Consider the following 14,799-nt stretch of genomic DNA (forward strand, 5'->3'; position numbering starts at 1 on the left):
CCTTTATCTCAGTCAAAGACCCTGAAGTTTGTACGTCGATGGACAGGCGCTTGCGCTTTTCTGAAGAAAAATCGAACTTTTTCTCAGAATTAGTCATAAAAAAACGTATATTATATAATAGTTGCAGAGCTAGAAAGTGAGGACTTTTTGATGAAATATATCATTTTAGCAAAAGAAGCGATTAAGAAATTTTGGAAAAGAGCTCACCTTAACCAAATTATTATTTTGCTTTTATCATTATCCATATTATTTGTGCTTGCTTATTTTGCTTATTTAGCGAGTGCAGCGAATGTCGAATCATTAAAACAAGGCCTTTCTCAATCTACCGTCATTTATGATAAAGATGGGGACGAGGCAAGTAAAATATCAGCTAATCGGATTGAAGGAGTATCGATTGACAAAGTTCCTGCCCATTTACAGAATGCCATCATTGCCATTGAAGATCACCGCTTCAAAGAGCATAAGGGATTTGATGTAAAAGGAATCATGAGGGCCGTTTTCCTCAATCTAAAATCAGGACGAATAAGTGCAGGGGGAAGTACGATTACTCAGCAATTAACTAAAGTCGCACTGTTATCTCCTGAACGTACATTCAAGCGGAAATTGGAGGAAGTATTTTTAGCGGTTGAAATAGAGAAGACATTTTCTAAAGATGAGATTTTAGAAATGTATATGAATCAAGTGTATTTCGGAAGCGGTGCTTGGGGAGTACAAAACGCATCAAGGAAATATTTTGGTAAAGACGTAGAAAATATAACAATAAGTGAAGCAGCGATGCTTGCAGGGATTATTAATCGGCCTACTGCATTGAGTCCTTATCAAAATTATGAAGGTGCAATTAATCGAAGAGATGTCGTGCTAGGACAAATGGAAAAGTATAACATGATCTCCGAACAGCAATATAAAGACGCGGTCGCAGAAAAAATAGTTCTTAACGATAAAGGCGGCGACCCATTAAAAGGGAAATATCCTTATTATGTAGATGCAGTCATTAATGAAGCCATTAATTTATATGGATATACTCAAGATGAACTCTTAACAAGAGGTTATAAAATATATACGGAAATGGACCAAAATCTCCAATCCTCCCTTGAAAAAGTATACCAAAATGACTCACTTTTCCCTGTAAGCAACGATGGAACATTGGCACAAAGCGGTGCAGTTTTACTTGAACCAAGTTCGGGAGGGTTAAGAGCACTCGTGGGCGGAAGAGGAGAGCATACATTTCGTGCTTATAACCGTGCTACACAATTAACAGCACAACCGGGTTCAGTAATGAAACCTTTAGCTGTTTATACACCTGCATTGGAGGCTGGTTATACTCTGCAGGCTAAGTTAAAAGATGAAGCAGATCTATCATTTGATGGTTACCAGCCAAAAAACTATAACCATCAATATCTTGGAGAAGTTCCAATGTATGAAGCAGTTGAGGAGTCATTAAATGTTCCGGCAGTATGGCTATTGAATGAGATTGGTCTTAATAAAGGAATAGATTCTGTTCAGCGATTTGGTCTTCCTCTTCAGGAAGATGATAAATATTTGAGTATGGCTCTTGGAGGAACGAAAACTGGATATTCTCCAAAACAAATGGCTGAAGCTTATGCCGTATTTGCAAACGGTGGACAAAGAGTACAAAGCCATATTATTACTAAAATAGTTGGACCTACTGGGAATGTAGAAGTAGAAGTTAAACCTAAGAAAACACGAGTTACGGACCGTAAGACAACAGAACAAATGACTTCTATGTTATTAAATGTTGTCGAATCGGGAACAGGGAGAAATGCCCAAATAAATGGGTATACGATCGCAGGTAAAACTGGATCAACCCAGCTCCCTTTTAAAGACATCACGGAAGGAACGAAGGATCAATGGTTTGTAGGGTACACTCCTAATTTAGTGGGCGCAGTATGGTTAGGATATGATATTACGGATCGCACTCATTATTTGAAAGGTAAAAGTGGAGACACAGTAGTACCTATTTTCCGTGCTATAATGAGCGGGGCACTTCCTAATGTTGAAAAAATGAGCTTTGAAACTAAATCGATAAATGAGAACTTGAAGCAGCAACAAGAGAATAAATCGTTTAAAGAAAAGTTTGATGACTTCGATGAAAAAATGACGAAAGAAGCGGAGAAGTGGAAGCAAAAGCTCGAAAAAGGAAAAGGAAATCTTAAGAAATTTGAAGAAAAACTCAAGGATATATATAGGAAATATAGACATTAAGGGGCGATTATTTGTCCCTTATTTTTTTTCATAAAAGTATCAATTTCTTGTTAGTATCTTGCTCTTACGCCTATCGACTAGCAAACATTTTGTTCTTTTCTTTTGGGTAAGTCAACTTCAATTCGCATTGCAGGCTCATTGTGTTTCCTTTATCTCAAGGCTTAAGCCGAAGAAGGAACATAAACTAAAAGCTGCCACGACCTGTGGGCCTGAACTTCAATGGGCTCGCCGCTTTTTACTTTTCTTATTAGATGAAAACTTTGAAGAATTATGAGAAAATAAGAATTGTGTAAAACGAGTATTAGGAGGATATACATAATGGAATATCGTATTGAGAGAGATACAATAGGCGAAATAAAAGTCCCTCAAGATAAGTATTGGGGTGCACAGACACAAAGAAGTAAAGAAAATTTTAAAATTGGCGACGAGAAAATGCCAATCGAGATCATTAGAGCGTTTGCGCAATTAAAGAAAGCAGCGGCTATTTCAAATAATAAGCTTGGAAAATTATCCGATGCAAAAACAGCTGCTATTACAAAAGCATGCGATGAAGTGTTAGAAGGTAAATTTAATGATCATTTTCCACTTGTTGTCTGGCAAACTGGAAGTGGCACACAATCGAACATGAACGTGAATGAAGTAGTGGCAAGACGTGGGAATGAGCTTTTAAAAGAACAAGGCTCTGAAGAAAAAATTCATCCAAACGACGATATCAATATGTCACAAAGTTCAAATGATACATTTCCAACGGCAATGCATGTAGCTGCATACGAAGATATTTACAGTCGTTTATTACCGGCACTAAGCCAATTGAAAGCAACGCTACTAAATAAAGAAGAGGCCTATATGAATATCATCAAAATTGGCCGCACACATCTGCAAGATGCTACACCGATTACTCTTGGACAAGAAATTAGCGGTTGGCGTGCAATGCTAGAAAAATGTGAAAAAATGATTAAAGAAAGTGCAGAACATTTACTGAACTTAGCGATTGGTGGAACAGCTGTAGGTACAGGAATCAATGCAGATCCTAGGTTTGGCGATATGGTGGCAGCTCAACTTGGAGAACAAACTGGTTATTCCTTTGTTTCTTCTGACAATAAATATCATGCGCTAACAAGCCATGATGAAATCGTGTATGTTCATGGTGCTTTAAAAGGACTAGCTGCTGATTTAACAAAAATAGCTAATGATGTTCGCTGGTTGGCTAGTGGTCCTAGAAGTGGAATTGGCGAAATTACGATTCCTGCTAATGAGCCTGGAAGCTCCATCATGCCTGGAAAAGTCAATCCGACACAAAGTGAGGCACTGACAATGGTGGCAGTTCAAGTGTTTGGAAATGATGGTGCAATTGGTTTTGCTGCTAGCCAAGGTAACTTTGAACTTAATGTTTACAAGCCAGTGATTATTTATAATTTCTTGCAATCTGTGCATTTACTTGCGGACGGAATGATTTCATTCGATGTTAATTGTGTAGAAGGACTTGAGCCAAATGTAGAGGTAATCGAAGAAAACGTAAACCGCTCATTAATGCTTGTAACTGCATTGAATCCATATATTGGATACGAAAAAGCGGCAGAAATTGCAAAACTAGCATTTAAAGAAGGCACAACATTAAAAGAAGCAGCTATCAAAACTGGCTATGTAACAGAAGAACAGTATGACGAATGGATTGTGCCAAGTAAAATGGTGAACCTTTAATAATCTCATAAAAAAGAAACTGCCCCCGGTATTACACCGAGGGCTTTTCCATTTTTATAAAATTGTAATGTGTTAGCGAGAAAAACCGCCAAGCTGTTGCTCAGCCATTTGCACTAAACGTTTCGTAATCTCTCCACCAACAGATCCGTTAGCACGAGAAGTTGTATCCGCGCCAAGGTTTACTCCAAACTCAGTTGCGATTTCGTATTTCATTTGATCGATTGCTTGCTGTGAACCCTGAACTAAAATTTGGTTGGAGTTGTTGTTAGCCATTTTGTGTCATCTCCTTGTTGTGAAATATAGTATTGGTTGGGCTAGCCGGAATTGCACCGGCGCACAATGTCTGTGCCAACTTTGGTTAACCCAATAGTTTAAGCGCTTTTGTATTTTGTATTATGTTTTTTTTACATTAAAATATGCGCTAACGTATCAGGGAAATTTCACCAAATATTCTAGTTGTACGTAAATGTAGTATGTTTCTTTTACACAGAAAAACCCCTACCTTTTTCAGGTAGGGGTTTGATTCATATATTTTAGCGAATTCTTTGTTCAGTAGTAATATCAAAGAAATGAGCTTTGTTCATATCAAATGCAAGATCCATTTTTTGGCCTGGCTCTACAATCGTTCTAGAGTCAATTCTAGAAACGAATTCTTGGTTTCCAACTTTTGAATAAAGCATTGTTTCAGCACCTAAAAGCTCTGCAACTTCGATAGTAACATTTATTTTAGTACCTTGTGAAGCTTCGATGAATGCTGGCTCGTCATGAATATCTTCTGGACGTACACCAAGTACGAGTTCCTTTCCAACATAACCTTGTTCACGAAGCATTTTCAATTTACCTTCTGGAACAGAGACTTTAACTTTATTCTCAAGTGTGAAGCCGTCAGCTTCTAGTTTACCATGGAAGAAGTTCATTGCAGGTGAACCAATAAAGCCACCAACAAAAATATTATCAGGATTATCATAAATTTCTTTTGGACTTCCAACTTGTTGGATAATTCCATCTTTCATAACAACGATACGGCTAGCCATTGTCATCGCTTCTGTTTGGTCATGCGTTACGTAAATAGTAGTTGTTTGTAGTCTTTGGTGAAGTTTTGCAATTTCTGCACGCATTTGTACACGAAGCTTAGCATCAAGGTTAGAAAGCGGCTCGTCCATCAAGAATACTTTTGCGTCACGAACGATCGCACGTCCAAGAGCAACACGTTGGCGCTGACCACCGGAAAGAGCTTTCGGTTTACGATCTAAGAAGTTTTCAAGACCAAGGATTTTGGCAGCTTCGTTAACACGTTGTTCAATTTCTTTTTTCGGCATTTTACGAAGTTTCAATCCGAATGCCATGTTATCATAAACACTCATATGTGGATAAAGAGCGTAGTTTTGGAATACCATCGCGATATCGCGGTCTTTTGGAGCAACATCGTTTACTCGCTTATCATCAATGTAGAAATCACCTTGTGAAATTTCTTCCAATCCAGCGATCATACGAAGTGTTGTAGATTTACCACAACCTGAAGGACCAACGAAAACGATGAATTCTTTGTCTTTAACGTGAAGGTTGAAGTCTTCAACAGCTGTAACTTTGTTGTCATACACTTTATAAATATTATCTAAACGTAGTTCTGCCATGTTATTTCCCCCTAAAAAGTATTGTTATTAATTCATAGTTTACAGAATCCGCTTTCATGAGACTATGGACAGGGTGCACAAAAAAAAGAAACGATTTTTAGGCAAGCTGCATATTATTTTTCGTCAATATGCAAACATGCTAAATAAGCAAAAAATGCCCCGTGAAATGTTTTAATGTCGATTCCTGTTTTTTCAATAAACTTATCAATACGGTATTGCAGGCTATTTCGATGCATGAATAGCTGCTTTGCTGTCAGCGTGGCATTTGACTGATTTTCAATATACGCTTTAATCGTTTCGGCTAATTCCATATCATCTTTTAATAAGGTATGTACATCAGCAAACATGATATTTTTTTCAGATTTCGGAATCATTTGATATAAGTAGAGCGGCATCAGTTTTTCTCTAGTAAAAATTCTTTCCTCCGGGTGTTCAGATTGGGACAATTCTAGCATTGATTGTTCTAGGGTAAATAACGATTTCAACGAATCGTTTGTTTCTTGAAAGCGACCGATGAAAAAATGAATTTTAAAGAAAAAATCACTCTCAAATGCTTGAATAGCGGAAAAAAGTTCTTCTTCGGTAATAGATACATTACTTTGCTCTTCTATAATAACCCCTTCGTTATTACTAAAAGGAACAATCAATACTTCATTTGAAAATAAACTTTTCACTGCTTCTTCCCATTCATCAAATTGAAATACATCACGAATATTTTTAATAGAAAAGTGAATAAATCTAATATAGTTTGTATGTGTAGTTGGAAGTGGGCCATTACTAATTAAATAATTACGCCACTCTTTGGCAAAAGTAGAAATGGTAGGCTCACTCTTAACATCATTTTCAATTGGAAATAATAAATGTAATAAAGATCTTTCTTTTTCGGAAAGATCAGATTTGGGTATACCTATATAATTTTCATCGCTTTTTAACCAAATATATCCTAGATCGTTATTTGGTTCACTAGCAGAAATAGCATTTGGATACAATTGTAATAATCGATTGAACATAATGTCGCCTCTTTATATAAAAATAAGAAAGTATAAGATTTTTACTAATCTATATTATTGAACTTTGGCTTTCTTTGTCCAGCTACAGCGCCTATCGATTAGCAAACTTCTTGTCCTTTTCCTTTGCGTAAGTCAACATCGATTCGCCTTGCAGGCTCATCGTGTTTCCTTTATCAAAGGCCAAGCAAGGAACGTCGACTAAAATAGGCACGTCCTTGTGCCATCGTCGACGGACCCACATCCTGTGGGCCTGTACGTCGATGATCAAGGCACCTCCGCTTTTATTTCATAATAGGGAAGGGCTGACATGATGCCAGCCCGCTAAATTTCTTTCGGTTCGTCTTCAGGAAAAAAATCGATGGCTTCTTCAATGTTTGTGTAATCAGATCTCATATGAACAGAGCCCCCGGACATCCCTTCATTAATCATTCTGTCCACATCAACATATAATTGGTCTCGTCCTTCATGTTGTGTATCAGGTAAAAATTGATGATCTTTTTTATCTTGACTCATTTTTCATCAGCCTCCTTTAGAATAGTTTGGAGGCAAGATGTATGGTACATTCATTTTATTGGTTGGTAAATATGTGTAATATTATTTTGTCACCGCTGATTATCATATATATGATAAATCATTAAATCATGTATTTGTTTTTCCAATGATAAAATATATTGCTCATCTGGTGATATTGATTGCCATTCAATTTTTCCGTTAGGATGATAGATCCCATTGAATTTTTGTTGTCGAAAATAAAATGAGAAAAGCCATCCAGGAAGCAGTTTTTCTTTATAAAGTGATTGAATCTGGAAATGTTGAAGCATGTAAATCACCTCATTGTTTATTTTAACAGAAAAGTGGATGGCCAATAAAGACTTTGTCAAAAAATTCACTTATTTGACTAAAAATAAGAATCCTTTTGTACACTGGAATCGTAAAAGCTATAATATGTTTTATCAATTTTATATTGCACTAACCGAGATTCATGAAAGGATGATATAGATGCAAAACGGATTGTGGTTAATTTTATTTATGGTAATCATTGGAGCAGTAATTGGTGGTTTTACCAATTTTATAGCTATTCGAATGTTGTTTCGTCCATACAAAACATTTTTTATCGGAAAATGGCAACTTCCATTTACTCCTGGGTTGATACCTAAGCGTCAAAATGAACTTGCTGCACAAATCGGAAAATTAGTTGTCGGTCATTTAGTAACTCCGGAAAGCATTCAAAAAAAGCTTTCAGAAGAAAAATTTAAACATGATACGGAAACTTGGTTCTCAGGTAAAATTAAAAGCTTTTTGGAAAAAGGATTGACGTTGGAGCAGCTTTTAGAACAATTTCATATTAAGAATCCAAGTGAAAAAATACATTCCTTTATCGATACAAAAATAGAAAAAAAATATGGAGTCTTGAAAGATAATTTTTGGCAAAAAGAAATTCAAGAGATATTACCAAATGAATGGAAAGCCAGTGTACATGGTAAAATTCCTGCAACTGCAGATCGAATCATTCAAAAAACAATTGAATACTTTTCCAGCCCTGAAGGAAAAGACAAAATAAAGACATTGATTGAAGACTTTTTGAAGGATCGTGGGAGACTTTGGAATATGATTCAAATGTTTTTTGGCAACGACTCTTTAGCCGAAAAAGTCCAACCTGAAATTATCAAATTTTTAAATAGCCCCGGAACAAAATCAATGTTAGTAAATGTTATTGAATCAGAATGGAATAAAGTGCAAAATAATCAGTTGGGTGAATTGTTGAACCAATTAGAAGATGAGAAAATACTATTTTATTTAAAAAAGTTTGTAAAGGATACAGTCCAACTAGAAAACTTCTTTAAAAGGGAAATTGCGGAACTCATTTTACCTTTTAGAGATACGATTGAAGAGTCATTTGTTCCACGCATATTGGAATCAGCGGGGATTTATTTAGCACAACGATCAGGTGAAATTATTGAAAGATTTCAAGTGGAGGATATTATTCGGGAACAAATCGAATCGTTTTCCTTGCCTCGGCTTGAGGAACTTGTCATTTCAATTGCCAAAAAAGAATTAGTCATGATCACATATTTGGGCGCGCTTCTTGGAGGAGCCATTGGCCTAATTCAAGGAATTATTGTTTTATTAACTTCGTAATATGATAATATGGCAGAAAGGAGGAATGACCTTTATGGCTACAAATTTGTTTGATTATGCCTATGATCTTGAGAAAGCTTTGCGGAACAGTAATGAGTTCATCCATTTAAAGATGATGTACACCGAGGTCGAAAATGATGAAATTGCAAAATCGATGTTTGATGCTTTTCGAAATATTCAAATGAATCTTCAGCAAAAGCAAATGGAAGGGCGAGATATTACAGAGACAGAAATAATGGAAGCCCAGGAAATTGCCAATCAGGTCCAAGGAAATGAAAAAGTGACGAGGTTGATGGAAGCTGAACAACAGTTGAGTATGTCAATAAATGAATTAAACAAAATCATTATGAAACCACTTGATGAATTATACGGTTTTATCAATCAATAAGGAAAAATATGCCGCCTTCTAATGAAGGCGGTTTTCTATTTTTATAAGTGATGTGTTCTATCCCAAAACATTTTACATAAATATAAAATAGGATTGTTATATCTTGCACGATGAGGGGGGACATCATGGTTTATAAAATGCTTGTATTAAATATTGACGGTACATTATTACAGGATAATGGCCGCATAAATAAAATGACCCGTGAAGCAATCGAATTTGCACAATCAAAAGATATAAAAGTAGTATTGGCTACTTCAAAAAATTTTTCAGCAGCAAAAAGGGTAGCGAAATCATTAAAAGTTGATAGTCATATTGTTTCACATCAAGGTGGATTTATAGCTAAGGAATTAAACAAGCCTGTTTATGTAAATAAAATTCACGAGAAACTGACGAGTGAAATAACAACATTTCTTGAATCATTTTCTTGTCAAATAAAGCTTGTTCATGAAAAATTTTCAATTGGAAATAAAGTAAAGCTGCCGGATAATATACTAGCAAAGGTTGTGTTCCAAAGAGCGAACCGCTTTACCTATTCTGAACAATACGTTGATCAACTAAGTGAAAAACTAATTGAAAATCCTGTTTCACCACCAAAAATTGAAGCCATTTTTGATAACACTGCACATGTAGCTGATGCTATAAAAGCAATGGAAGAAATGTACGATGAGGTTGTATGCATTAAAACAGATGAAAAAAAGCTCGATATTGTTGCAACAGGTGTTTCAAAATTGAATGGAGTTAAATATTTATGTGAACAATATGGTGTAAACAGACAAGAGGTTGTAGCGATTGGAGCGGGGTTCGATGATCTACCTTTAATTAAATGGGCAGGACTTGGGGTAGCTATGGGAAATGCACCTGATATCGTTCGATCGGCAGCGAATTGGAACACTAGGACGAATAATGATAATGGTGTGGCCTATATGGTAAAAGAACACTTCCGTAAACAATACAAACTAGAATTCTTGAAAAAAATAAACGTTTTAAAATAATAGTTTCTACATGAGCTCTCTTTGTGAGGGCTTTTTCTATTTGTTTTTTTAATCGTATGGGCGCTTGCTTTTCACTTGCGGCACGCGACTCTTCTGTGCTGGACACGACTGTAAGGTCGCGCCTTTGGCCCCAATCTACATTGTTTAAAAAACAACAATGAGTTTTAACAAAACCCTCTTTTTCGTATAAAGCTTGTCCTTTCTTATACATGTCTTATGATGTATAATAATAGGAACGTACATTCGATAAAAGAGGGAGGGCTATTGATGGATGGAATACGTTTTATTCATACGGCAGATTTACATTTGGATAGTCCTTTTTTAGGCTTAAAGCATTTGCCAAAAGAACTTTTTACCCTAGTTCAAGAAAGCACCTTTACTGCATTTGAAAAGGTAATTGACACAGCCATTGAAGAAGAAGTTGATTTTATTGTGATCGTTGGGGACTTGTATGACGGAGAAGACCGAAGCATAAAAGCACAAGCGAGATTACGTAAACAAATGGAAAGGCTGAAAGAAAAGGATATAAATGCTTATATTTTGCACGGGAATCACGACCATTTACAAGGAAGCTGGATAACTATAGATATGCCAGACAATGTATTTATTTTCGGTAAAGATTATGAAATGATTCCTTTCACGTCAAAACGTGGTGACAAAGTCCATTTATATGGATTTAGCTACGGAGAGCGTCATATTGTTGAAAGGAAAATTTTAGGATATCAAAAAATAGGTCATGCTGATTTTCATATCGGTCTTCTTCACGGACATTGTGAAGGTGGAAGTACCACACACCAACCTTATGCTCCATTTACGATTCAAGAAATGCTGCAAAAGGATATGGATTATTGGGCTTTAGGTCATATACATACGAGGCAAGTTTTACATGAAGCTCCATTTATTGTTTACCCTGGAAATATTCAAGGTAGACATAAAAATGAAGACGGTAGTAAAGGGTGTTATCATGTTTCTCTTTCAAAGAGTGGATTAGGCGAACTCACCTTTATTGAAACAGCCGCTATTCAATGGGAATCCGTCAATATATACTGTAATGAAAATATTACTCTTTCTGAGTTGTATAGCAAATGTATGGAAGAAATGGAATCGACGATGCAAGCTAATCAACAATCCACCATGATCGAAATTCAACTTCAAGGCCCATTATCTAATGAAATTAATCAAGCAATAGACAATGGCGAATTTTTAGAAATGCTCCAAGATGGAATTGATTTTCATGAAATATTTGTTTGGCCTTTTGCGTTACATAAGCATGTTATCGTAAGTCATAATCTTCAAGATTCTTTTATAAAAAATCTTGATATAACAGTTGAGGATATGGAGAAAGAGGGGGCGTTTGAACAATCCATTTCAAGTTTATTTTCTCACATATATGGAAGGCGATATTTAATAAACCTTGAGGAAGAAGAGAAAAAAGTCCTGTATAAAGCAGCTAAAGACTTAATCTTAGCGAGCATAGCAGCTGGTGAAGGGAGGGGAAGGGATTGAAGATAAAGAGTCTTCACATATTTGGATATGGAAAATTCATTGATTTTTATATCGATGATTTTTCTAATATGCAAATAATTTATGGTGAAAATGAAGCAGGTAAATCGACAATCATGTCTTTTATCCATAGCATCCTTTTTGGTTTCCCGTCTAGGCAACAATCCAATTTAAGATATGAACCTAAAAACCACTCTGCATATGGCGGCAGACTTACTTTAGAAACTATAGAACATGGGGATGTCATCATTGAAAGGCTGAAAGGAAAATCAGCTGGAAACGTCACTATTTTTTTGAAAAATGGAATAACTGGAGGAGAAGAACTTCTTTCTGAATTGCTTAGCGGAATGAATAGATCTTTGTATGAAAGTATTTTTTCATTTAATCTTCAAGGGATTCAAGAAGTACATAAATTAAAAGGAGACGAGATTAACCGTTATTTAGTAGCTTCTGGCACAATGGGGACGGATATATTACTAAATATAGAGCAATCATTTCAAAAAGAGCTAGATCAACTTTTTAAACCGAACGGGAGAAAACCGAAACTTAATGAAATGATTTCTTTATTGCGAGAAAACGAAAAAGATTTACAAAAGGCAAAGCAAAAAAATGACGAATATGGATCATTACTTATTAAAAGAGAAGCTACTGAGGAACAATTGATACTTCTTCAAAATGATTTACAAATATTAAATGATGAACTACAAAAAGTAAATGAATTAGTTGAAAAGTGGGAGAAAGTAAAAGAATATGACCGTATTCAACGTCATATTGTGGAAATCGGGATTGTTCATTTTCCGACTGATGGATTAAAGCGATATGAAAATACTTCTGAAAAAAGGATTGAGATTTCCAGTCGATTAAAGACTTTACAAGAAAAAATAGAAAATATTGATTATCGAATCGAGCAAAATACACCATTAACATCGTTTCAATCGATAATGGAAAGAGCAGAAAAAGTGATTATGGAGTGGCCGATATACGAGCAGCTCCAGACTGAGATCATTAGCCTAAAAAGGGAAATATTAAGTTATACAGATCAAGTGGAAAGAATATGCCGAGATATAAATTTTAAAAACGAGTCTCATTCTACAATATTCAACTTAAATCTTGGACTTGATATGAAAGGTAATATAAAAGAAACCCTACATGACCAAGTTACGTTAATGACTAAGCTAGATTCCGTTCAAATTCAAATAGATAGTACACATAGCGAAATTGAGAAGGTTGAGGCTGCGTGTGAATTAATTGAACAGAACATGTTGTCCGAAAAAGATTTTAAGAAATTGGAAAAAGAAAAGGAGAATTGGAAAAATCCTAATCAATTAGTTGAGGAAAAGAATAATCTTGAGAAGACTATTAAAAAGAATAAAAGTGACGCTAAAGGTACGAAGAAAGCATTTCTTTTTAATGCATTATTTTTGCTTGGAGCGATTGGATTTATTATATGGGCAATTCTTGCATCGGAGTGGATGATTGCTGTTTTTGCTGGATTAGTTCTTGTATATGTTTTAACAAACTTAAAAACTTTCTTAAATCGACTACATTTTACAAAATCAGATAATGTAAAGCTGCAAGCACGCCTTCAAACAATTTCAGAGATAATGATGGCCAATAGTCGAGATAATAATCCCATTCAACTTTATGATGAGCAATTAAATTATAGAAACCAGTTACAAAACTATGATCATCAATTGGATCAAAAATTAAAACATATGGATCAACTGCAAAGGCAAAAAATTGAAACATCCAACCTCATTCAAAGAAATCAGATACAGATTAATAACATAAAAGAGGAATTGGGATTATCCGTTCATTTTAATGATACTCGTCTTGATGAAGCTTTTGACTTAATAGTGGAACTCGTAAAAATAATAAAAGCTTCTCAAAAAATAGAGGAAGAATTAAATCTGAAAGTACAGAAACAGGAACAATGGATGGAGGATCTCCATGAAATTTCTCATTCTGCAGGATTGGAATTTTCGGAAACAGGAGAAGCGATATTTCGACTAAAGCAATTATTACAAGTTGAACGAGAAAAAAAGCTCGTTCAAAAAGATCTTTTTATTAAACTGAATGAGCTTAAAGAAGAAAGTGGCCAATTGCAATTAGAACTACAAGAATATAATTCCTTAAAAGATCAATTGTTTAAGATAACCGATACTAACAACGAGGAAGAATTCCGACAACAAGCAAGTCAATTCAATAAACTTGAAAAACTAAATGAACGTTTTGAGATTCTACAAGCGCAATTGGGGAATAGTTTACTGAAGCATGCAGAAGCTTATCAATCTGACATGGATTTGAAAAGAAGAAAGAATGAATTAATGAATTTAATAGATGATAAATCTTCATTATTAAATAAACTTAGAAATGAATATGCATCTCTCCGTCATGAAATACAGGTTTTAGAGGAGGGCGGGACCTATACTGAGAAGCTGCATCAGTTTTATTTACTAAAATCATCATTTAATGAGGAAGCAAAAATATGGGCTAAATATACAGTTGCCAAAACCATTTTACAAAAAACGATGGACAAGTATATAGGGGAGAGGTTCCCTATAGTTGTATCAAAAGCACAAGAATATATGGCGTTTTTAACCGATGATGAGTATAGCAGACTTTATTTTCTTGATGATGAAGGGATCGTTATTGATCGAGCTGACGGACAACGCTTCACACCCGCTGAACTCAGTCAAGGAACGAGTGAACAGTTATATACTTCATTGAGATTAGCTCTAGTACAAGTGCTTTATGAGGATTATCCATTTCCAATTATTATCGATGACGGATTTGTCAATTTCGATACACGTCGAACAGGGAAAGTACTTGGTCTAATTGAAACGATTAGTAAAACTACTCAAGTAGTATTATTTACATGCCACGAGCATATTAGAAATCGTTTTTCAGAAAGTAACGTCAAAACTTTGCCGCAAGAGCGGGATGTTTTACAAACTTTAAAGTGATAAAGACCTTACTAAACTGATATGGTATAATTTCTGTAGTATTTAACTTATTTCAACAAAAGTCCTAATTTCAATATAATGGTTGGAAGAATGATAGATAAAATTTTAATATGCAGAACTCGTTCAAATCTTCGCTGAAATAAGTTAAAGCCTCCGGTAGATGACTCAGTTTTTTTAAATGATTATCGAGGCAAACTCGATAAAAACCTGGGTGCAATCACCGAGGCGTAATTGATTGGAGAA

The 14,799-nt window shown here is 35.3% G+C and carries 12 protein-coding genes; 7 read left to right on the plus strand and 5 right to left on the minus strand.

Features of this window, described 5'->3' with window-relative positions; all coding sequences use genetic code 11:
• Positions 1-150: 150 nt before the first annotated feature.
• Both KHA93_RS02435 and fumC read left to right on the plus strand, forming a co-directional pair.
• Positions 151-2,223: a transglycosylase domain-containing protein gene (locus KHA93_RS02435; RefSeq protein WP_213109255.1), complete on the plus strand. Its 2,073-nt coding sequence runs from the start codon at positions 151-153 to the stop codon at positions 2,221-2,223.
• Positions 2,224-2,541: 318 nt separating this feature from the next.
• A complete protein-coding gene (gene fumC, locus KHA93_RS02440; RefSeq protein WP_213109256.1) occupies positions 2,542-3,924 on the plus strand; it encodes a class II fumarate hydratase in 1,383 nt (460 codons plus the stop codon).
• 72 nt (positions 3,925-3,996) lie between these two features.
• On the opposite strand, the gene KHA93_RS02445 is transcribed toward fumC, so the two are convergent.
• The 5 genes from KHA93_RS02445 to KHA93_RS02465 form a co-directional block, all read right to left on the minus strand.
• Entirely contained in the window at positions 3,997-4,197 is a 201-nt protein-coding gene (locus tag KHA93_RS02445; protein WP_213109257.1) for an alpha/beta-type small acid-soluble spore protein, read from the minus strand.
• Between the two features lie 260 nt (positions 4,198-4,457).
• A complete protein-coding gene (locus KHA93_RS02450; RefSeq protein WP_213109258.1) occupies positions 4,458-5,558 on the minus strand; it encodes an ABC transporter ATP-binding protein in 1,101 nt (366 codons plus the stop codon).
• Positions 5,559-5,671: 113 nt separating this feature from the next.
• The gene (locus KHA93_RS02455; RefSeq protein ID WP_213109259.1) at positions 5,672-6,568 is read right to left on the minus strand and encodes a PucR family transcriptional regulator; all 897 of its coding nucleotides are present in this window, start codon (positions 6,566-6,568) and stop codon (positions 5,672-5,674) included.
• A gap of 321 nt (positions 6,569-6,889) precedes the next feature.
• Positions 6,890-7,081, minus strand: coding sequence for a hypothetical protein (locus KHA93_RS02460; protein WP_213109260.1), 192 nt, complete (start codon positions 7,079-7,081; stop codon positions 6,890-6,892).
• An 89-nt stretch (positions 7,082-7,170) separates the two neighbouring features.
• Positions 7,171-7,389, minus strand: coding sequence for a DUF5342 family protein (locus KHA93_RS02465; protein WP_213109261.1), 219 nt, complete (start codon positions 7,387-7,389; stop codon positions 7,171-7,173).
• A gap of 178 nt (positions 7,390-7,567) precedes the next feature.
• On the opposite strand from KHA93_RS02465, the gene KHA93_RS02470 reads away from it, so the two are divergent.
• From KHA93_RS02470 to KHA93_RS02490, 5 genes are all read left to right on the plus strand, one after another.
• Positions 7,568-8,707, plus strand: coding sequence for a DUF445 domain-containing protein (locus KHA93_RS02470; protein ID WP_213109262.1), 1,140 nt, complete (start codon positions 7,568-7,570; stop codon positions 8,705-8,707).
• 34 nt (positions 8,708-8,741) lie between these two features.
• Positions 8,742-9,095 (plus strand): YlbF/YmcA family competence regulator, encoded by a 354-nt coding sequence (locus tag KHA93_RS02475; RefSeq protein WP_213109263.1) that lies wholly within the window; start codon positions 8,742-8,744, stop codon positions 9,093-9,095.
• A gap of 125 nt (positions 9,096-9,220) precedes the next feature.
• Positions 9,221-10,087, plus strand: coding sequence for a Cof-type HAD-IIB family hydrolase (locus tag KHA93_RS02480; protein WP_213109264.1), 867 nt, complete (start codon positions 9,221-9,223; stop codon positions 10,085-10,087).
• Between the two features lie 267 nt (positions 10,088-10,354).
• A complete protein-coding gene (locus tag KHA93_RS02485) occupies positions 10,355-11,593 on the plus strand; it encodes a metallophosphoesterase family protein (RefSeq protein ID WP_213109265.1) in 1,239 nt (412 codons plus the stop codon).
• Positions 11,590-14,556, plus strand: a complete 2,967-nt coding sequence (locus tag KHA93_RS02490; protein WP_213109266.1) for an ATP-binding protein — start codon at positions 11,590-11,592, stop codon at positions 14,554-14,556. Before KHA93_RS02485 ends, KHA93_RS02490 begins: the two co-directional genes overlap by 4 nt.
• Positions 14,557-14,799: the final 243 nt, after the last annotated feature.

It is taken from the genome of Lederbergia citrisecunda (assembly GCF_018343695.1).
GTDB lineage: Bacteria > Bacillota > Bacilli > Bacillales > Bacillaceae_C > Lederbergia > Lederbergia citrisecunda.

Coding starts and splice junctions, on each gene's coding strand:
- KHA93_RS02435 (WP_213109255.1), top strand. CDS start 151: ATGAAATATATCATTTTAGCAAAAGAAGCGATTAAGAAATTTTGGAAA.
- fumC (WP_213109256.1), top strand. CDS start 2,542: ATGGAATATCGTATTGAGAGAGATACAATAGGCGAAATAAAAGTCCCT.
- KHA93_RS02445 (WP_213109257.1), bottom strand. CDS start 4,197: ATGGCTAACAACAACTCCAACCAAATTTTAGTTCAGGGTTCACAGCAA.
- KHA93_RS02450 (WP_213109258.1), bottom strand. CDS start 5,558: ATGGCAGAACTACGTTTAGATAATATTTATAAAGTGTATGACAACAAA.
- KHA93_RS02455 (WP_213109259.1), bottom strand. CDS start 6,568: ATGTTCAATCGATTATTACAATTGTATCCAAATGCTATTTCTGCTAGT.
- KHA93_RS02460 (WP_213109260.1), bottom strand. CDS start 7,081: ATGAGTCAAGATAAAAAAGATCATCAATTTTTACCTGATACACAACAT.
- KHA93_RS02465 (WP_213109261.1), bottom strand. CDS start 7,389: ATGCTTCAACATTTCCAGATTCAATCACTTTATAAAGAAAAACTGCTT.
- KHA93_RS02470 (WP_213109262.1), top strand. CDS start 7,568: ATGCAAAACGGATTGTGGTTAATTTTATTTATGGTAATCATTGGAGCA.
- KHA93_RS02475 (WP_213109263.1), top strand. CDS start 8,742: ATGGCTACAAATTTGTTTGATTATGCCTATGATCTTGAGAAAGCTTTG.
- KHA93_RS02480 (WP_213109264.1), top strand. CDS start 9,221: ATGGTTTATAAAATGCTTGTATTAAATATTGACGGTACATTATTACAG.
- KHA93_RS02485 (WP_213109265.1), top strand. CDS start 10,355: ATGGATGGAATACGTTTTATTCATACGGCAGATTTACATTTGGATAGT.